General features: G+C 70.3%; 18 protein-coding genes. 4 read left to right on the top strand and 14 right to left on the bottom strand.

Annotated features, from left to right (window positions below; genetic code table 11):
- Positions 1-55 precede the first annotated feature (55 nt).
- From OG852_RS21880 to OG852_RS21865, 4 genes are all read right to left on the bottom strand, one after another.
- Complete coding sequence (locus OG852_RS21880; RefSeq protein WP_133910632.1) at positions 56-553, bottom strand: hypothetical protein; 498 nt, start codon at positions 551-553, stop codon at positions 56-58.
- Between the two features lie 26 nt (positions 554-579).
- Positions 580-1,353, bottom strand: a complete 774-nt coding sequence (locus OG852_RS21875; RefSeq protein ID WP_133910631.1) for a hypothetical protein — start codon at positions 1,351-1,353, stop codon at positions 580-582.
- 97 nt (positions 1,354-1,450) lie between these two features.
- A complete protein-coding gene (locus OG852_RS21870) occupies positions 1,451-2,596 on the bottom strand; it encodes a hypothetical protein (RefSeq protein WP_330348751.1) in 1,146 nt (381 codons plus the stop codon).
- A 144-nt stretch (positions 2,597-2,740) separates the two neighbouring features.
- Positions 2,741-3,439, bottom strand: a complete 699-nt coding sequence (locus tag OG852_RS21865; protein WP_208117071.1) for a hypothetical protein — start codon at positions 3,437-3,439, stop codon at positions 2,741-2,743.
- A gap of 376 nt (positions 3,440-3,815) precedes the next feature.
- Between OG852_RS21865 and OG852_RS21860 the strand changes: the two genes are divergently transcribed.
- The 3 genes from OG852_RS21860 to OG852_RS21850 are packed head-to-tail and all read left to right on the top strand — an operon-like array spanning position 3,816 to position 5,613.
- Positions 3,816-4,664, top strand: a complete 849-nt coding sequence (locus tag OG852_RS21860) for a hypothetical protein (protein WP_133910630.1) — start codon at positions 3,816-3,818, stop codon at positions 4,662-4,664.
- Positions 4,665-4,717: 53 nt separating this feature from the next.
- Positions 4,718-4,954, top strand: a complete 237-nt coding sequence (locus OG852_RS21855) for a hypothetical protein (protein ID WP_133910629.1) — start codon at positions 4,718-4,720, stop codon at positions 4,952-4,954.
- A gap of 35 nt (positions 4,955-4,989) precedes the next feature.
- On the top strand, positions 4,990-5,613 hold the full coding sequence (locus OG852_RS21850; RefSeq protein WP_133910628.1) for a hypothetical protein: 624 nt from the start codon (positions 4,990-4,992) through the stop codon (positions 5,611-5,613).
- Between the two features lie 474 nt (positions 5,614-6,087).
- On the opposite strand, the gene OG852_RS21845 is transcribed toward OG852_RS21850, so the two are convergent.
- The 7 genes from OG852_RS21845 to OG852_RS21815 all read right to left on the bottom strand — a co-directional run bounded on the left by OG852_RS21845 (position 6,088) and on the right by OG852_RS21815 (position 13,442).
- A complete protein-coding gene (locus OG852_RS21845) occupies positions 6,088-7,659 on the bottom strand; it encodes an ATP-binding protein (protein WP_133910627.1) in 1,572 nt (523 codons plus the stop codon).
- A gap of 30 nt (positions 7,660-7,689) precedes the next feature.
- A complete protein-coding gene (locus tag OG852_RS21840; RefSeq protein ID WP_133910626.1) occupies positions 7,690-8,142 on the bottom strand; it encodes a DUF6238 family protein in 453 nt (150 codons plus the stop codon).
- A gap of 34 nt (positions 8,143-8,176) precedes the next feature.
- Positions 8,177-9,649 (bottom strand): SCO6880 family protein, encoded by a 1,473-nt coding sequence (locus OG852_RS21835; protein ID WP_133910625.1) that lies wholly within the window; start codon positions 9,647-9,649, stop codon positions 8,177-8,179.
- A 145-nt stretch (positions 9,650-9,794) separates the two neighbouring features.
- Complete coding sequence (locus OG852_RS21830) at positions 9,795-11,186, bottom strand: SCO6881 family protein (RefSeq protein WP_133910624.1); 1,392 nt, start codon at positions 11,184-11,186, stop codon at positions 9,795-9,797.
- 27 nt (positions 11,187-11,213) lie between these two features.
- Positions 11,214-11,903: a hypothetical protein gene (locus tag OG852_RS21825; protein ID WP_166663425.1), complete on the bottom strand. Its 690-nt coding sequence runs from the start codon at positions 11,901-11,903 to the stop codon at positions 11,214-11,216.
- Positions 11,903-12,211, bottom strand: a complete 309-nt coding sequence (locus tag OG852_RS21820; RefSeq protein WP_046913952.1) for a DUF6112 family protein — start codon at positions 12,209-12,211, stop codon at positions 11,903-11,905. The genes OG852_RS21825 and OG852_RS21820 overlap by 1 nt, the downstream gene beginning before the upstream one ends.
- 85 nt (positions 12,212-12,296) lie before the next feature.
- Positions 12,297-13,442: a C40 family peptidase gene (locus tag OG852_RS21815; protein ID WP_133910623.1), complete on the bottom strand. Its 1,146-nt coding sequence runs from the start codon at positions 13,440-13,442 to the stop codon at positions 12,297-12,299.
- 578 nt (positions 13,443-14,020) lie between these two features.
- Here OG852_RS21815 and OG852_RS21810 point away from each other — a divergent pair.
- Positions 14,021-14,767: a DNA-methyltransferase gene (locus OG852_RS21810; RefSeq protein WP_133910622.1), complete on the top strand. Its 747-nt coding sequence runs from the start codon at positions 14,021-14,023 to the stop codon at positions 14,765-14,767.
- Positions 14,768-14,863: 96 nt separating this feature from the next.
- Here OG852_RS21810 and OG852_RS21805 read toward each other — a convergent pair whose 3' ends face one another.
- The 3 genes from OG852_RS21805 to OG852_RS21795 form a co-directional block, all read right to left on the bottom strand.
- A complete protein-coding gene (locus OG852_RS21805; RefSeq protein WP_133910621.1) occupies positions 14,864-15,808 on the bottom strand; it encodes a DUF5655 domain-containing protein in 945 nt (314 codons plus the stop codon).
- 120 nt (positions 15,809-15,928) lie between these two features.
- Entirely contained in the window at positions 15,929-16,528 is a 600-nt protein-coding gene (locus OG852_RS21800) for a hypothetical protein (protein ID WP_133910620.1), read from the bottom strand.
- Positions 16,529-16,534: 6 nt separating this feature from the next.
- Positions 16,535-18,208: a DEAD/DEAH box helicase family protein gene (locus OG852_RS21795; RefSeq protein ID WP_330348750.1), complete on the bottom strand. Its 1,674-nt coding sequence runs from the start codon at positions 18,206-18,208 to the stop codon at positions 16,535-16,537.
- Between the last annotated feature and the right edge of the window lies 1 nt (position 18,209).

Below are 18,209 nucleotides of genomic sequence, written 5' to 3'. Positions count from 1 at the left end.
GCGGAGTCCGCGCAGGCGGAGCGATCGGTGCCCCGCCGAAGCGGGGCACCGGGCGTCAGAAGTGGGGGTTTTCGGTGGGCCGGTCGGCGCCGGTGGCCGCTTCGAGCAGCTCGGTCATGTCGCCGGGCTCGGAGGAGCGTTGATCAATCCACCAGCCAGCGCGGGTGATCGTGCGAGCCGCCTCCTCGATCTCCTCCCACTCCGCCTCGCTGGTCTCGCCTTCGAGGACCAGAGCGGTGTACGCGGCGGCCAGGACCTGGTGGCGGCAGCGCACGCCCCAGGCGACGGCGCGCTCGCGGCCTTCGAGGGGCGGCATTCGGTACTGTTCCGACCAGGCTTCGGACGCGGCCTGCTCTTCGGCGCGCTTGGCCTTCAGCCAGGCGGCCTTGTCCTGCTCGTCGTCCTCCCTCGCGGCCCGCCAGCAATCGGTGCACTCCTGCTTGGCGAGCCACTCGGCGAATCCGGCGCGACGGTCGGCCGCCCGGTCGGACAGGTCTCGCTCAGCCTGGTGCCCACAGGAATGGGTGATCTGCCAAAGAGTTTTCACGGCCACGGGAACTGCTCCTTCAGGGAGTTGGGTCAGCGGTTACGGGAGAACGCGATGCGTGGGTCCACCGGGCGGGCCGCCGGGCCGGAGGCGGCGGGCACGGCCACCGGCGCCTTACCGGGCAGGCCAGCGCGGGCGGGACTGAAGGCGAGTGCGGCGGCGCTCATGGGGAGCTTCTGAGTGGTGAAGCCCTGATCGCGCCGGTGGCGCGCTGCCGTCGTGGGCGCGGGTGAGTGGCGCGCGGCAATGTCCTGGGCGAGGAGGGGCTGCACGGCCACCTGGAGGTCGGCCCGTTGCATCGCCAGCGTGGCAGTGGCGACCTTGTCGAGCGCCTCGCTGCGGTGCGTGGTGATAGGCAGCGTGTAGATGTCCAGGCCCAGGTTGTGCCGCCAGCCGTGCTCTTCCAGGATGAGCGGGCCGCCGAGAGCGGAGGAACTGTCGGCGGTGGCGGCGACCACGCCGAGCTGCGGGTGTTCGGCGAACGCGACGTCCGGCTCGAGGCGCGGGGGCCGGTCGGGGGCGGGCGCTGGTCCGGAGGTCGGCGAGGGGTCGAACGCGGCGTCCACGTCGACCCGGTAGCCGGCTTTGCGTAGTAGCGCGATGGCCCGGGTGGTGCGGCCCTGACCGTCACGCTGCTGGTTGGCCAGCGCGTACAGGTTGGGGTGGTCGGGGACAGGGTGGAAGTCGAATCCCTTCAACATCCAGGTGCTTGCCGCCAGTTGCTTGGGGTTGGCGGCGACGATGCCGAAGTCGGGGTGGCGGCCGACCGCGATGTCGGGAAGCGGGTCGTACTCGGGGGTGGGCATGGCGGATCCATCCGATGGGCGCAGGGGGTGCGGGGCGGTCGAGGGCGGGGACGGTTCTGCTGGTGCGGGACATGGCGGGCTCCAAGCTGGGCAGCGGTCAGCGACCCGGCGCGGACGAGGGCCGGGCGGGAGGCAGGGAGGCAGGTGCGGCTGAAGCTGACGGCAGCGCGGCTGGGGCCGTGCGCCGTGCGGTCGGCGAGACCGCGAGAGCGGCGGCGACCCGGGACGCCGCCGGTTCCTCCGGGGCAACCTGGTCCGCCCGGTCCTGGAGCCTGCCGGGGTGGTCGGTGTGCCGGTCGGCCAGCACGCCACGCATGGACCGAATGTCCAACGCGTAGGAGTCGAGCTTCTGGGCTATGTAACGCAGCCGGTTCGCGTAGTGGGGATCGGCGGGTTCGCCCAGGCCCTCCCACCAGTCGGCCGTCGTGTTGAGGGACTCCACGACGCGTTGCAGAACGCCGTCACCGGGAGCGGTCAGCTCGCTCAGCGCGGCGATGACTTCACCCGTGTGCGCTGCCGACTGGATGGACTGGGTCAGTTGGCCGAGCCGGTCGCCGAGGCTGAGCCCCTGATGGCCAGGAGACGGCAGGCTGGGGTCGAGCAGGCCGGGATCGCACGAGACGTCGAAGCCCTCAGCCTGAAGCATGTCGACGGCCCGGGTCACCATCTGCCGCTGCTCGACCACGTCGGTCATGGCGGAGGGCAGCCGGTGGAAGCGTTCGCGGAACAGCACGACGGGGACGAAGCCCGCACGGTGGAGCACCGCGTCGGCGCCGCTCTCTTGGGCAGGTCGCCGCGGTTCCGGTCGGGGTGGCAGGCCGAGCTGGTCCAGGCGAGTGTCGATGGCGTCGAGCAGGCGGGGGATGCTGCCGCCGTGTCGGGCGTGGGGACCGTCGGGCTCCGAGTCGTAGATCACTTCGTGGAGCGTGGAGTCGTCGGGATGCCCGCGGGTCACCAACCAGCTCTCCGGATACCCGGGTGGGTGGTCGGTGGGGGGTTCCTGGGGCGGAGAGATGATCAGGGCGCTGCCGTCGGGAAGTTCGGCGTGGACGATGTGGTCGCTGAGGCCGTACTCGACGGTGCAGGACAGTCCGCGTTGTCGAAGCGGCGTGGTCAGGTGGCTGTACGGGTGGTCATGCTCCGACGTGCCAGCGGTGGCTTCCTGGATGAAGGGTTTGCTGGTGCGCGCCGTGATGCGTGTGCCCTCCCGCTGGAGGGTGACCAGGGTCTGATCGGGGCGCATGTGGGCTTCTCCGTGGTCGGCCGTCCCCAGCGGTCGACGGCGGCGGGAAGCCGCAGCCGGGCGGGGACTTGTAGGGGTAGTGGCGTTCGTCGAGGATGCGGCGCTATGGGGGTTTGGCCTCGCCGGAAATCGGTGCTAGAGGCGTCAGCGCGAACGGCGCGCGGCAGGGGGGTCTGACGCCGCCGCAGCGGGCGGCGAGGTGGGAGAGACGCCGCGTTGGCCGGAGGCGGATCGGGTCAGGGCTGCCTGGACACGCGCGGTGTGCGCGGACTGGCCATCGCCGATCCGGTCGGCCAGGTGATCGGCAGCCCTGGCCAACGCCGCTCCGCTGTAGCTGAGTTCGTCGGCGTAGTGCCAGCCTTCGGAGTTGCGGATCTCGCGGGCTCGCTCCTCATAGAGCTCCCGCGACCCGGGCATCGACCCCTCCATGAGCGCGATGACCTGATCCCACTCGCGGCGGATCTCGCCCGCTCGCTCCAGTACGGAGTCGATCCCCCGCAGGCGCAGCAAGTCGGCGCTGATCGGGCCGTCCACGTAGTCGGCTGGTTCCGCGGCGGCCCGGACACTGGCGAGGACTTCGGGGCCGTGGGCCAGGAAGGTCTCGACGTGCTCCCAGGCGGCGGCGTCCCGGGCCACCTTGCCGTCGGCGTAGCCGGTCTCGTCGACGGGCCAGCCGTCCTCGTCGCAGTACGAGTCGGAGACCGCGTCCCACTGGTCCGACGCCTGCCTGATGCCGTCGGCGGCGGAGGCCAGGGCATAGACACGTTCCTGCCATACCGTCTGCTCGCTAGCAGCTTGCGGCTGGCGGTCGGGGTTGGCCGGGGATCCGGGGGAGGTTGGCATGGGTCTTCCTCGTTTCTGTATGGGGGTGCCTCACCGCGAACGCGCGGTGGACGGGGAGACGGGAGCAGGAGAGTCGCTCTGCTGGCCAGGGGAAGTTCCCCAGGCCAAGGCCGCTGGCCAGCGGGTATGTCGCGTCGGACACCCGCCACCGCGCCTGGACGGGCGCACGACGACGCACCGCGCCCGGCGAGGACGGCCGCCGCCGTGGCGAGTGGCGGGGGCCGACATGGTCGCCAGCCCGCCCTCAAGCGGGCCGAAACCACACCCCACACGAGAGATGAACTCAGTACATCATCATTTGTGTACTGGGTTCATTCCGTCTAGTGTGGGGGCCATGCCGCCGGACTTCACCCGGCCAGACCAATGGAGCGCCCCTGTGACCAGCACAAAGCGGACGCGCTACCACGCCGGAAGCCGCGAGATCGGCCTCGACGTCGAGTATCGCGTCGAGTGCGTCGGCACCGTCGATGAGGCCCGCGAGTGGCTGCGCGCCGACGTCGAGGCCGTCGCCGAGGACGTCGAGGACCCGAGCCCGTTCGACGCGTTCCTCAACCGCCTCAACGGCGCCGAGATCGTCGGCGAGCACCACATCGACGCGTTCACCTTCTTCGTACAGGCCGTCGAGGACTGCGGTTGCCCGTGCGACTGCGTCAAGCGCGGAGAGAAGTGCGACGGCGAACACCGCCGCGAGGCTGCTGCCGAGCCTCAGCTCGCCGATGCCGACGACCAAGGCCGATCCACGTTCCAGTTCGACGGCGCCGAGTACGTCGTGTTCAACACTGCAGACAAGACCGTTGACGGGTACTGGGCCGTTGCCAAGGTCCCCACCGAGGGCTCGCCCCTGCCAAGCCGCGACTATCTGCTCGCGGGCATCTCGACTCGCGACAACGCGTTCGTCCTCGCCGTCGAGAAGCTGCGGCCCACCCGCCTGATCAAGTTCATGCCGCGCCGCTTCAACTCGATCACGGAGCCGCGCGAGGAGCGTGGGGCCGAGGAGCGCCCGCCCCTGACCGCCGACGGGTGGGTCTGCACCTGGTCGACCGATGGGTATGCCGTCCTGTTCGAGAACGGGGAGGTGCGCGCCCGTATCTCCCCGGACCGCCCCATCAAGGTGTCCATCGCGAGGGCCGAGGGGGGCGGGTTCGACGACCTCGACGGCGAGTGGCGGTTCGTCGAGACGGCCGCCCTCGACGCCCGCGCGCACATCCTCGACGCCCGCGCCTGACCGACCGTGCGGGGGCGCCCTGCGCGGGCGGGCCCAACGGCATCCTCGCCGTCGTGCGCGGGTGGCACCTGCGCAAGCGGTGCGTACGGGCCGAGGCGCGCGACCGCTCCGAGGCCGAGGCCGTGGCCGCCGCATGGCGGAGCGAGGTCGTCGAGCCGGCCGGCATGCTGGTGACCGCCTCGCCCGCGCGAAACGCGCCGCGCCGAACAGCTCGCCCTCGACGGCATGCCGCGCCCGCACGAGCAGTGCGCCTTGTTCGTCGCCTGACCGCCCCGCCCAGCCTCGCCTGAGGCCGGGCCTGACCGCGCCACCAGGAGCAGGAACCATGAGTAACGAGCAGCTCGACGAGACGCCCGCAGGAAGGTTGCGCACACGACTGCTCGCCGTTTTCGATCAGTTCGAGCAGGAGTGTGAGGCCGAGGAGCGCCAGCACGAGGCCGCCGAATCGTCCGGTCTCACACGCCTCGTCGAGGAGTACGCCCGATCGACCACGGCCAAGGCTCGCGCTGCCCTCGCCGAGCGGATCGGGCCGTCGCTTTCCCTCACCGAGGCGGGGCTCATCCGTCGCACCGCGAAGGCCATCGAGCCCGCCCTGCCGGGCATGATCGTTGAAGCCCGCATCGACGGGGGATCCGCCGCTGACATCGCCGCAGAGCTTGGCATGACCGCTTCCTACGTGCACCGGGTCGTACGCTGCAACCCATGGGCAGCGGCGTGGACCCTGTATCGCGCCACCGGCGACGACTCATGGGAAGCGGTCGAATCCGGCACTCTCGACACCACCGAGCCGGCCGACAGCGTCGCCCACCAGATCCTCGGCGACCGCCTCGACGTCGCCCTCGCCCGCGTTGGGGTGCGCGTCTGCGTGTGGCGGACTGGCGAGGAAGACGATCCGGACGCCATTCGGGGCACCCGCGAATACGACGGCGACACCATGTACGACCACTGACGATGGGCCCGACTACCGACACGGTGGGAGCAACCCCCACCCTGGGCAACACCAACCCTGCCTGGGGCAAGAACAAGCCTCCGACAGCAGGTAGCCGACCGTCGGTGCGCATCGGCGACGGCCTTGCCAACATCATGGGGGGCGACATCACGTTCGCCGACGTCGTTGGACGCTCGCGTAGATATGCGGAGATATGACGGACCGCGTTGGCGCAATACCACTCGGAGGCGGTCTCGAGCATCTGGTGCAGGCGGGCCACCGCGCCGAAGTCCTCCGTGACGGCCTCGCGGAACAGGTCGGTGAACTCCTCGGTCCGGGCTGCGGTGAGGCGGTCGTTCCCGTCAGTTGCCGGTGGGCCGCTGTCTGGACTCGTGACCGGGCCGGTCGACGGGTGGCGCTGGAGAGGGGAGGCGTCGTCGACCGCACCGAACCGGAGACCGGGCCCGGACCGGGAACCCGAGACCTCACGAGGGCTCACTGCCGCGCCTCCCTGCTCGGTCCAGGAACTGAGGGCCCGTCAGGCGCGGTGAACTCGCGGGGGTCTGCCTGCATCCGGGCGTCCGTGTCGAACAGTTCGCGCTCGGCCGGATGCAGGATGTGCTGCGTGATGAAGCTCCGACCTGCGACTTTCCACAGGCCCCGGCCCTTGGTCAGGGCGGACACGGCCTGGGTTTCGATACCGGTCAGGCCGAGCAGGGACGCGGCGGCGGCGAGCTGGTCGGGCTCCTGGCGGTAGATGATGCGGGTGGAGCAGTCGGCGAGGAGGCCCTCGGCAAGTACCCGGCCGCGTGAGCCGGCGTCGCCCGCGCTCAGTAGATCGCTGAGGCGGTGGATGACCATCAGGTTGGCGATGCCGAGCCCTCGGCTGAGCTTCCACTGGCTCTGCATGCGCTCCAGCAGGCCGACGTGCCTCATCACGCGCCATGCCTCGTCGTAGATCACCCAGCGTCGGCCGCCGTCCGGGTCGGCGAGCGCGGACTCCATCCAGGCGCTCGCGCAGGTCATCGCGAGGACCAGCGCGGTGTCGTCGCCCGAGCCGCCGAGGCGGGAGAGGTCGATGGACAGCATCGGGGTGGTCGGGTCGAAGGCCACGGTCGAGGGCGCGTCGAACATGCCGCTCAAGTCGCCGTGGACCAGACGGCGCAGAGCATGCGCGAGGTCCTGCGCTGCGGCCCCCATGCGACCGGCCTCGTCGCCGAGAGCCCGGTCAAGGTGCTCGGGTGAGCCGAGGGTGTGCGCGATCTTGCCGAGCAGGGGAACGGTGCCGCCTGCCTCGGCTTCGGTGACGACCAGGTCCAGCGCGAGATCGAGGGCCGTGTGTTCCATCGGCTGGAGATCGCGCTTCAGTACGGTGCGCGCGAGGCCGGCCAAGAGCAGGAGGCGGCGCTTGCGGACCTCGGTCGACCAGTCGTCCTCGCTCACCGAGGCGGGCCGGGCCGGGGCATCCAGGGGGTTCAGCCTGCCCGGGAGCCCCGGCCCCAGAGCGATGCTGTAGCCGCCGAGAGCCTGCGCGACGGCCGTCCACTCGCCCTTGGGGTCGCAGGGCACGTAGACCCGGTAACCGTGGGCGATCGCCCGGGTGGCAATGGACTTGGCCAGCGCGGACTTGCCCATGCCGATGATCCCGGCCAAGACCGCGTTGGGGTTGGTGAAGCCCTCGACCCGGCCGCTGCTGTACAGCGAGAACGGGTCGTAGCAGAACGCGGCCTCCGCGTGGACGTCGCGGCCGATGAAGATGCCCTCCGCGCCCAGTCCGCCCTCGGCGAGGAAGGGGTAGGCCCCGGACACGGTGGCGGTGGTCATCCGGTGGGCGGGCAGGTTGAGCTTGCCACCGCGTGCCGAGGCCGGGCCGGGGCGTCCGGACGGCGGATAGGTCGGCCGCAGCTCCGGGGCGAGGGTCTCCTCGTCGTGGCGCTTTGGCGGGGTTCCGGCGAGGCGGGCCTGGCGCCGGGCCTCGGCGAAACCGGCGCGGGCGGCGCGCTGCTCGGCCCGCGACGACTTGCGGGGAACGAACAAGGGGGAGGCGCTGGCGCGAGTACGGGGCATGAACGATTCTCCAGACGGAAGACAGGGATGTCAGTGGCGGACGAGGCCGGTGAACGGGGCGTGGAGGTCGGCCGGGGTGGTACGGCGTCGGACCAGGTGCGCGGTGCGCTGGTGGCGCTGGCAGATGGTCAGCTCCGGTGCGCCTTCCGGCAGGCCGGCCTGGCACGCCTCGCGGTCGGGTACCTCACCGGAGCCGGGCCGGGGGGCCGCGTGATAGGCGGCGTGGACGTGGTCGGCGGCCTGCCAGACCCGGGTGCGGGCGGCGCTGAGCTGGTCGCCCTCGATCGGCGTGAGACGGCCCGTGCGGGCGGCGTGGGCATCGAGCAGGCCGTGCAGCGAGACGAGATGGGCGTGCAGGATGTCCAGTTCGGCGCGGGTGGTGACGAGAGGACCGCCTGGCACGTTGAGCGCGCGGTGGAAGTCGAGCGCGGCGGTGGCGAAGGGCACGAAGTCCTGCGCGGTCGGGCTGGCGGTGCGGGACATGGCGGTGCTCTTTCGGAAGGGAGGAGGGCCGGCATCAGACGGCGAGGGCGAGCGGCATGGCGGCGGCGGTGAACGCCTCGGCCTGCTGCCAGGTGAGCGGCCGGAGGTCGAGCTGGGCGCCGACCGCCGCGGTCTCCACGACCGCGCAGGCGGAACGAAGCTCCTCCTCGGAGTCGGCCGAGACGGTCAGCAGGCCGGTCAGGGCGACATCCGCGTGGCCGGCGATGAGCTGGCGCTCACGGGACTTGATGTCCTGGTACTCGATGGAGTCCGCTTCGGAGTCGACCTGGCCGCGCCGCGCCCGCTCGGCGGCGTCCGCGATCACGCTGGCCTTCTTGCGCTGGACATCACGCAGTGCGGCGTCCAGCCCCTTCGGCTCGTACGACAGTGACAGGGTCCGCCGCACTCCGGCGGTGAACAGCAGCTGGTGCAGGAAGCCCGCCGACGTCTCGGTGCGGGGCCAGTTCTCCACCCAGTACGTGCAGTGGACGGCGGAGTCGGTCGCGATGTGGTCCGACTTCTCGACGACCACGACCGGGCCCGCGGCGGCCGCGTCGGCCTCGGGGCGCCCGGAAGAGGACCAACGGTCCAGTGCGGACAGGGCCTTGGGGTCGTACGCCGTTCGTACGACTGCCGCGATCTCGCGGGCGGTGAGCCAGCCGGTGGGGTTGAGCCCGGCGGTGCGCGCGGCCTGGTCGAAGGTCGAGGTCAATTGCGCCAGGACGCTGAATGACCCGGTCAGACCGCCACCGGCCTGGTTGATCAGGCGTCGCGCGGCCTTGGCGTCCAGCGAGACCGCGACGTATGCCTCGTGCGGAGCAGCGGCGGGGCCGGCGCTCTGGATCAGCTCGCTGTAGACCTGGCCGGCCACCGGGGCGTCGGGTCGGCCGTGCTCCTCCCAGTACCGGCGAAGGGCGTCGCCGGAGTCCGGCACGGTGCGCTCGATCACCTGGATCCGGGCGACCTGGCCGGTGCGGGCCAGCGCGGCGAGGGCACGGCCCCAGCCGTTGACGTTGGCGTTCTGGGTGCCCGGGTCGAGCAGCGCGTAGGCGCGGGAGGACACCTTGACGACGGCGGTCAGCGTGCTGGCGTGGGGGTCGTGGACCGCGCCGTACCGGCGGTCGGGTGCGGTGACCACGCGCAGGCTGGCGGCGGTACCGGGCAGGTGGAGGAGTCCTTCGCGGACCGGTCGGCGAGAGGGCCGGACGAGCCAGATCAACTGGCCCCGCATCCGGCGGAGCGCGTACCGGGTGACGATCGGCGCCCAGTCGGCCAGGGCCCGGCCTCGGTAGCGGACGAAGACAAGCAGGGCGATGGCGGCCCACAGCGGGACGAGTTCGAGAGCGCCGACCACGCCACGGGCGAGGATCACGACGAGCAGGAGCAGGCCGGTGAGGCTCACGACGATCAGCTGTGGGGCGGTGAGGCCGAGCAGGATGCCGCGCCTGCTGCGGTGCGGGAACTTCACGGTGGCCGTGGTGGCTTCGGCCTGGCGGTTGTCAGACATGGCGGTTCCAGACAGTGGGAGCGGGCGGAAAGGGGCGGAAGGCGCGGCGCGCTCTTCTGGAGGTCATGACCGGACTCTTTTTCGGGGTGTTCGGGGGGGAAGGGGCGGGCTGGAGGGCAGCCCGCCCCCTCGGTGGTCGTGGGTCTCAGGACCCCGACGGCGGCTGGTCGGGGTAGACCCAGCTCGTCGGAGTCGGGGAGCCGGTCGCCGACGGACCGGTGGAGGGCGGCGGCGGTGCGGCGGGACCGCCAGGCGGAGCGGCACCTACGCGGGTCAAGCTGCCGCCCGGAATCGACGCGCCAGCGGGCTGAGGGGCGGAGGGAGCGCCCTCGGAGCCTCCTGCTTCGCTGTCGGCAGGCCGTGTGATCAGAGCGGGGATGCCGGGGCGCTGGATCAGGGCGCGGCCCTTGTCGCCGGAGGCGTTCGGGTCCTCGCCGTACCGGAAGCGGGTCTGCGGCTTCGGAGGTCCGGCGTCGATGCCCTCCTTGCTCAGGTTTCCGCCGGTGGGGTTGATGCCGGAGGCGACACCGTCGCTGCCCGCGCCGGGGACCTTGCTCGGCCCCTGCGGAGCGGGAGTGCCGGTGCTGGCCTGCATCGCGAGGCTGCCCGCGGTCTTCGCCGCGCCTGCGGCGACCGCCATGCCGGCGACGCCGGTACGGTGCAGGTCGTCGTGTCCGCCTCCGTCGCTCGCCCAGTGGACGAACTTGTAGGTCGCGTACGGGCAGAGCAGGACCAGGACCATCACGACGATGCCGGCCATCGCATCGGACAAGGCGGCCATGCCGTCCGTGGCATCGGACTTGCCCATCGCCGAGACGCCGATCAGGAAGACCACGGTCATCAGCAGTTTCGAGACGACCAGGGTGGCGGTGGCCTCGATCCAACCCCGCCGCCAGCGCTTGGCGACCTCCCAGCCGCCACCGGCTCCGGCGAAGACCGCGAGAGCGACCATGATCAGGACGCCGACCTTGCGGGCGACCATGACGCCCCAGTACATGAACGCGCCGATCGCGCAGCCGAAGGCGACCAGGGATGGGATGGTCCAGCCGAGGGCGTACATCGGCCCCAACTGGTTGACCTTGATGACGCGGCGGATCGCGTCGTCCACCGAGCTGTTGGCCGCTTGGAACAGGCCGTCGGACAGGGCGTCGACCACCGTGATGGCGACGGAGGTGAAGGCGACGGCGCAGAAGGAGAAGAGGACGCCGGTCATCGTGCCGATCGCGGCTTGGGCGAGTGCGCGTTCGTCCCGTCGCCAGGCCGCGAGCATCAACTGGATGCAGAACGTGCCGACGGTCAGGGCGAGACCGATGGGCAGCAGCAGCTCGTAGTTGTCCCGGAACCAACCGGCGTTGAGATCGATGGCGGTGGTCTCGTTGACGGCCCTGGCGGCGAGATCGGCCGCGCTGGCGGCCAGCTCACCAGCTGACTTCGCGATCCAGGCCCCGATGCCGTCGGTGACGGTCCCGGCGGGGTTGGTGGCGAAGTCGACGGCGCCGCAGACCTTGTCCATCAGCGGAAAGTCGCAGACTCCCATGGGGGTACCTCCTTTCTGGGGTGGGGGTCAGGGAGCGACGGCCGACAGGACACCGGCCAGGGCGCAGGGCTGGGAGGGACGGCACTGGACCGCGAGGGTGGTGACGCGGTTCTCGGCGCCGCCGTGCGACGAGCCTTTCCATGCGATCGACTGTTTGCCAAAGACCGTCACGGCGTAGACGTACGCGGTGGTGATCGCCCCGGGGTCCGCTTGGAGGGCCTGGGTGAACGAGTCGGGGAAGTGCGCCTCGTTCACCTTGGCGGTGGCGAACTGGCCGTTGGCGGCCATCTGCTTCCACAGCGCGCGCGAGGGGACGAGCGCGTCGACCGAGGCGGTGTCGGCGTACTTCTTCTCGCTGGTCAGCCACCCGCGCAGGGCGGTCAGCAGCTCGCGCTGGGAGTAGGCGCGGGTGTCGTACGACCACAGCGCCGCGGCTGCCGCCTTGCCGAAGGCGATCGGGTCGTGCGTAGACGGGGGAACGGGGAGGTCGCCGCGGCTGCCGTGCGGTCGTGACGAGGCGGAAGCAGAACCGGTCGGGGAGGATGGGGAAGCCGAACTCACCTGCGTCGTAGGAACCTTGGATGAGGTCCTGCCGTCGCGGGTGACGTAGGCGGCCAGGCCGGCGAGGGCGACGAGCACTACCAGGACAGCGGTGCCGAGCAGCGCCCGGCGGCGCACGCGAGAAGCGCCGCCGGGGTTCGTGGAGCGGGAAGACATCAGCGGACCTGGCTCCCCAGCGTGCTGAAGAACGCCACCACACCGTTCGCGGCGCCCAGCAGGAGAGCCGCGCCGGCGCTGACCAGCACGCCCTTCTTGCCGTTGGCCTCGGCCTGGTGGCCGCCGGAGTGGTGGCCCCAGGCCCACACGCCCGCACTGACGGCGAGCGCGCCGACCACGGCGATGATCCCGAAGAGGTTGATCGAGCCCATCACCTGCTTGAGGACCGACAGACCCGGCAGCCCGCCCTCGTTCGGCTTGATCCCGGGGTCGTAGGCGAGCTGGACGACCTTGTCGACGAGGTACATATTGTGAACTCCAGTTCGATTTAGTGCACGCCAAAGCCCGAGGGGGCGAAGCGCAAGTGCAGGAGGGGAGGGGGAGAAGCGCCGGTCAGACGACTCGGCGGGCCGCGAGAATCTGCGACTTCCAGGACGCGAGGGTCGCGAGGCGGACCACGTCGCCGGTGCGCGGGGCGTGCACGATCAGGCCTTGGCCGACGACCATCCCGACGTGTTCGGGGACTTTGGCCGCCCCTTCGGTGAAGACGAGGTCGCCGGGCCGGAGAGCGTCGACCGATACCGGCTTGCCCTCCTTGACCTGCGTGTACGTCGTCCGCGTGAGGGTGACCCCGGCGGCCGCGTACGCCTGCTGCATCAGCGAGGAGCAGTCGCAGCGGCCCATGGGGTCGCTCCCGTGGGAGTCGGTGCAGCTCCCACCCCACTGGTACGGGGTGCCGAGCTGGCCGAGCGCCCAGCGGATCGCCGTCTGGACCTTGGGCGGAGCGTCTGCCGGGATCTTGTACCCGGTCGGCACCGCGCCGGGCGGGATGGTTCCGAAGTCGGTGCCGTCCCCGTCGGCCGTACAGCCGCCCGCGGTACTTGACGCGGCACTGGCCGTGCTGTCCGAGCCGGACGGGGAAGGGCTCGGCGACGTGCCGCCGGCCTTCGACAGCAGCGGCTCGATCGCCTGCTGCAAGGCGGTGGCCAAGGGCTCCCACTTCGCGTAAGCCTCGGGGAAGCCGGACCTCTGCACCGCCTGGGCAGCCTGGGTGACGGACAGGGACTGCCAGCCCGAGACCTTTTCCAACGCCTCGTAGAACTTCGTCGAGGCGTGCACCGGGTCGAGGATCTCGTTCGCGGTGCCCCAGCCCTGCGACGGCCGCTGCTGGAACAGGCCCAGTGAGTCGCGGTCGCCGTAGGTGAGGTTCCGCAGGCCACTCTCCTGCAGCGCGGTCGCCAGAGCCACGATCTGGCCCCGGGCCGGGATGTTCATCGCGACGCCGGTGGCCTGGATGGTCTTGGCGTTGGGGATCTGCTCGTCCGGGTCGGCCAGGCCCGGCACGGAGACCGTGCCCTTGCTGCCGCCGTCCAGGATCGCCTTCACTTGAGCGGCGACGGCCGAGGTATCCACAGCCTGTGGACCGCCGGTCGAGCAGGAGGCCGTAGCAGTCCCGGCCCCGACGGCGAGGATCGGAACGGCCAGCAGGAGCGGACCGGAGGCGAAGAGACCGACGACTGCTCCGGTGGTCTTCTTCATTGATGCCGCCGTTCGCCGGGGCGGAGAACCCGGCCGGGCAGCGGTGTTGGGTCAGGGCGTGGGCGTATCAGGGCGTGCTGCATCGCAGCGGCTCCTCGTGGTTCGTAGGAGGCGCGGTGCCGACTTCTCGTGCAAAGCCGCCGGCACCGCGCCGATGTGAATCCGCCTCTCAGGGCGGGCCCGGGTCAGGGGAGTTGGTAGCTCCTGGACACCGGGTTCAGGTCATGCGCGGCAGCCAGCCGCGCTCGTAATCTCAGGCGGTGCACCGGGTCTCCTCACGGCTTCGGGAACGGGGAGTCAACGTGCCGCCCGGCCCGCGTCCTTGGGCGCGGAAACACGGATCAGCACAGGTCAGCAGGGGTGGAGCCGGACTCCGCCTCGGTGACGTGGCGAGACAGTAGACCGGGATTCCGGCCGTACCAAACGACCGCCGAACCGGGCCCGAACCACGGCACCGGCTCGTTAGGCGCGGCCGGAAATCGCGGCTAACCTCCGGCGCAATCCCGCTCCGAACGGCCGCCGTTGACCGCCGTCCGGGGCGGGCCCAGTCCCGTCGTGCCCTGAAAGAGGCCCCGCACATGAGCTACACGCTGCACCGAGGCGACGCCCTCACCGTGCTGAAGACCCTCCCGGACGAGAGCGTCAACGCCGTCATCACCGATCCCCCGTACAACTCCGGCGGACGCACCAGCTCGGACCGCACCGGCCGCACCGCCCGCGCCAAGTACGTCACGGCCGGATCGGCGCACGACCTGCAGAACTTCCCCGGCGAGAACCGGGACCAGCGGAGCTATCGAAGCTGGCTGACCGCACTGCTCACCGAGGCGTACCGGGCCGCGACCGAGCACTCCGTCGCCATGGTCTTCTCCGACTGGCGCCAGGAGCCCACCACAACCGACGCCCTGCAGATGGCGGGCTGGACCTGGAGCGGCACGATCCCCTGGATCAAGCCCGCCAGCCGGCCCCGCAAGGGCGGGTTCAAGCAGTCGGCAGAGTTCATCGTCTGGGGCGTCAAGGGCAGCCTCGAAAAGGACCGGGACCTCTATCTGCCCGGCCACTTCATCGCCTCCCAGCCCCGCAAGGACCGGGTCCACATCACCCAGAAGCCGGTCGAGATCATGCAGCAGCTCGTGCAGATCTGCCCCGAAGGCGGCACCGTCCTCGATCCCTTCACCGGCAGCGGTTCCACAGGCGTCGCCGCCTTGCGCGAGGGCCGGCAGTTCGTGGGGGTCGAGCTCTCCTCGCATTACGCCGACGTCGCCGAGGCGAGGCTCCGAGCGGAGCTGACCCAGGACGACTTCGTCCTGGCAGGACCGGAGGCATGAGCGTGAGAGTGACCGGCCCGGGGCCGACGGACCGCAGACGGATGAGGGCGGCTGGTGCATCGAGAATCCGACGCACCAGCCGCCCTTCCTCTTGCGTCAGGCCGCCTCGAACGCCCGCCGGATCAGCGGTCCAGCCTTCTCCAGGTCGGCTGCCGAGGCGATACGCACCTCTAGGTCGCCGGTCCCGAGGTGGCCGATACCGCGCATGTCGCGCGAGAAGCCCTCCTCCAGCTCGACCGTGTCCGGGTCGACCTTGAGGTAGACCAGGATCGCCTCGTGCTTCGGACGGAAGATGACGGAGGCGACGTTCACCATCCGGCGGTACGCGATGTAATGCCGAAGTTGAGCCACCTCGACCTCGCCCCATGCGGTGAGGGCCTCGTCCAGCTCGGCGTACAGGTCCTGCAGGCAGCCAGGAATCGCACCCGCGGTAGCGGTCGCCTGAGCGGACGTCTTCCCGTCTTTGCTGGCGGCACCAGCCGTGACCTCCCGCTCGCGGCTCTGGCGCCGATTCGAGATCGGTCTCGCAGATCCGGGCGTGGACTCGATCAGCAGCAGGCTCAGCAGCCCACCCTCGAAGACGCGGTAGCGCACCAGGTCGATCCGCTCGCGCAGACGGTGCACCGCGACTCGGTCGTGGTGCGAGAAGCCGGCGGCGATGCAGACCATCCGAGGGTTCCGCCAGTCGATCGACTCGGCGGCCTCGGAGCCCAGCTTCTCCTTGACCAGTGCCTCGAACTCATGGCGTGCGGAGTCCAACCACGACAGGTAGGAGACAGCCTGCGACAGGACACCGCTGTCGGCGCCCTTCTTGTACTCGATCAGCGCAGGTGTGCCGTTCTCGTCCAGACCGAGCGAGTCGATCCGGCCCCGGTGCCAAGGCCCCGTCGGGTACTCCGACGCCAGGAAGCGGATGCCGAGCATGGCCTCCATGCCTGCCTCCATCCGCCGTTGCAGCTCCACCTCCAGCGTCACGGTGGAGCCGCGCAGCTCGACGTCCCGGCCGTCGGCATCGAGCCGGAACAGCTTCAGGTCGGTCACCAACGTCCCCCTCGTGTGATCTGTACAAGGGGACCAATCGAAACCGTCACAGAGGTATTCCAGGCTGGGGGCCGCCATCGCGGTGCCTGCTCGCTGGCGCGGTGAGCCACTGCTGAAAGGTCAGTGGGGAGAGACGCGCATCAGTCTCAGTGTGGTGTGTCTCAGCTCAAGCCCGGCGACCCCTGCGACATGGCGTTGCCTCGCCTGCTCGCCTTCGCCGAGCCGCTGCCCCTGCGTCAGCCCGATGATGAGGAGAGGCTCGGGTCGATTGTCCACCTTGGCGTTGATGCCGGCCCAGACGAGGTCCTGGAGGTTCTGAGGCGGTGCCCACATCATGAGCCGCTCGGAGCCGGGCCCCTTGATGACGCACTGGGTGGGCTTGATATCGAGCGTGTCGAGGTCGGCTCGCCAGTCCGGGCCCAGGACTTGCCGGGCGATCTGATCGGCCGTCGGGTAACGGCTGAAGGCGTACTTCGCGTTAGGGCCGATGCCGTTGCGCACTCGCGGTAGTTCCTTGACTGGCCCGTCCTTTATCCACACCCGGACCTTCTCCCGGGGAATGAACCGGGCTAGCTTGTCGCCGATCAACGGGTCGTTGACCCACCGCTCGTAACAGCGTGAGCGCTCACGCGAGGACAGCCCGTCCCAGTCGAGTTCCTCGATCTGGCGGTAGACCTCGGAGAGGACCTCCCCCCGGATCTCCTCGTCGATCTCGCTCATCCGGGTTTAACCTCCAAAAACGGCGGGGTTGGGGAACTGCAAACGACTCTCGTCGAGCGCGGTCTCCAGGCTGGCCGCGTCCTTGATCCATTCACGCATCAGGCTTTCGGCGCGCTGGTCCGCGAACTCGAAGCTGGTGCCGCGCTGCGTCAGCCGCAGGATTTCCAGCTCGTCCTCCGCGACCTGTTGGCGAATGTTCATGATGGCCGCGACGCGACGGATGTCGCTGACGAAGTCCAGAACCTCCACGTGCGTCTTCCCGGTGCGCAACCTCAAGCCTCTCCCGAGCTGTTGCACGAAGATCCTACGGCTGTGCGTGACTCGCGCGAAGCAGAGGATGTTGACGTCCGGAACGTCGACTCCCTCGTTAAGGATGTCGACCGCCGTGAGGATCGGCGTCTGCCCGCTGCGGAAGCGCATCAGCCGCGCCTGCCGCTCGCGCCGGTCCAGTCGGGCGTGGACCGCGAGCGCTCCGCGCCACTGGGGGACTTCTCCGAGCAGGGCGGCCATCTGCTCGGCGTGCTCGACGGTGCGGCAGAACACGATCGCACGCGGCTGGGGTGTTCGCTCCCAGACGGTCATGAGTTGTTCGCGGACGGCTTCGTCCCGTTCGGGCAGGAAGAGGCGAGCGTTCAGGTCCTTGATCGAGTAGCTGTGCTCGCTGGCCGAGCGGACGAACTCCCAGTCGATGCTGTCGGCGTAGAGCCTGTACCGCACTTCGGACAGGTAGCCGAGTCGCATGCCGTCCTCGATGCCGAGAGTGAAGCTCGGCTCGCCGAACCGATGGCGAATGTCGAAGCGGTCGCCCCGCCACGGCGTCGCCGTCACTCCGAATTGGCGGCTGGCAGAGAGGACGTCGAGCAGCTCGGCGAGCTGCCCGTCCTCGGCCACGTGGTGGGCCTCATCGACCATCACCAGAGCGGGCCTGTAGCCGGCCCGCGCGTAACCGAGGGCGCTCGCCACAGTGGCGCACGTCACCCCTCGCAGGTCGTCGGGGCGGTGATCTCCGGTCAGGAGTTGCGTGCGGACTTCCTTGGGCAGGTGCTGCCAGAGCGCGCGTTCCAGCTGGTCCACCAGGTCCTTGGCCGGGGCGACGACCAGGACCTTGTCGCGGGGATTCTGACTGAGATGGTGAGCGATCACCTCGCCGCCGACCACCGTCTTCCCCAGGCCGGTGGCCAACACGAGCAGTGCGCGGTCCGAGCTGTCGAGGTCGTCGAGGACGGCCTGGAGCGCCTGCTCCTGGTAAGCCCGCAGGGTATGGGGCGGAAGGCGCCGGGCGGCGAACCCGTCGTCCGCGTACAAGTCCATGAGTTCGTGACCAGACCACAGCTCCACGCGCATCCCGGCTGCCGCGAGACTCTCGCGGCGCTTGCGGGTGGTAGGTCCGAAGCGGCTGTTCGTCACGACTACGGCGTGGTCCGCGCCGTAGTAAGCCTTGGCGTGGAGCACCTCGTCGATCGCGCCGGGCGGCACGGCCGCCCCCGCCTTCCACTTCGCCTGGAAGACCCAGCGCTTTCCCTCCCGGAGCGCGAGGACGTCCCCTCCTTGGTCGTAGGACCCGTCGATGTTGACCACGTCGGTGAAACCCAGGTGGAGCGCGAGGCGCTCCACCTGGCGAGTGAATCCCGACGGCCCAAGGGCGCGCAGGAAATCCGGGGCCATGAAGGAGGTCGTCACA

Source organism: Streptomyces sp. NBC_00582 (assembly GCF_036345155.1).
Lineage (GTDB): Bacteria > Actinomycetota > Actinomycetes > Streptomycetales > Streptomycetaceae > Streptomyces.
This window is presented reverse-complemented; position numbering and strand designations above follow the sequence as displayed.

What these genes read in the sequence shown, in the direction of transcription:
- OG852_RS21875 (WP_133910631.1), bottom strand. Translation starts at nt 1,353, where the DNA reads ATGCCCACCCCCGAGTACGACCCGCTTCCCGACATCGCGGTCGGCCGC.
- OG852_RS21870 (WP_330348751.1), bottom strand. Translation starts at nt 2,596, where the DNA reads ATGCGCCCCGATCAGACCCTGGTCACCCTCCAGCGGGAGGGCACACGC.
- OG852_RS21865 (WP_208117071.1), bottom strand. Translation starts at nt 3,439, where the DNA reads ATGCCAACCTCCCCCGGATCCCCGGCCAACCCCGACCGCCAGCCGCAA.
- OG852_RS21850 (WP_133910628.1), top strand. Translation starts at nt 4,990, where the DNA reads ATGAGTAACGAGCAGCTCGACGAGACGCCCGCAGGAAGGTTGCGCACA.
- OG852_RS21845 (WP_133910627.1), bottom strand. Translation starts at nt 7,659, where the DNA reads ATGCCCCGTACTCGCGCCAGCGCCTCCCCCTTGTTCGTTCCCCGCAAG.
- OG852_RS21840 (WP_133910626.1), bottom strand. Translation starts at nt 8,142, where the DNA reads ATGTCCCGCACCGCCAGCCCGACCGCGCAGGACTTCGTGCCCTTCGCC.
- OG852_RS21835 (WP_133910625.1), bottom strand. Translation starts at nt 9,649, where the DNA reads ATGTCTGACAACCGCCAGGCCGAAGCCACCACGGCCACCGTGAAGTTC.
- OG852_RS21830 (WP_133910624.1), bottom strand. Translation starts at nt 11,186, where the DNA reads ATGGGAGTCTGCGACTTTCCGCTGATGGACAAGGTCTGCGGCGCCGTC.
- OG852_RS21825 (WP_166663425.1), bottom strand. Translation starts at nt 11,903, where the DNA reads ATGTCTTCCCGCTCCACGAACCCCGGCGGCGCTTCTCGCGTGCGCCGC.
- OG852_RS21820 (WP_046913952.1), bottom strand. Translation starts at nt 12,211, where the DNA reads ATGTACCTCGTCGACAAGGTCGTCCAGCTCGCCTACGACCCCGGGATC.
- OG852_RS21815 (WP_133910623.1), bottom strand. Translation starts at nt 13,442, where the DNA reads ATGAAGAAGACCACCGGAGCAGTCGTCGGTCTCTTCGCCTCCGGTCCG.
- OG852_RS21810 (WP_133910622.1), top strand. Translation starts at nt 14,021, where the DNA reads ATGAGCTACACGCTGCACCGAGGCGACGCCCTCACCGTGCTGAAGACC.
- OG852_RS21800 (WP_133910620.1), bottom strand. Translation starts at nt 16,528, where the DNA reads ATGAGCGAGATCGACGAGGAGATCCGGGGGGAGGTCCTCTCCGAGGTC.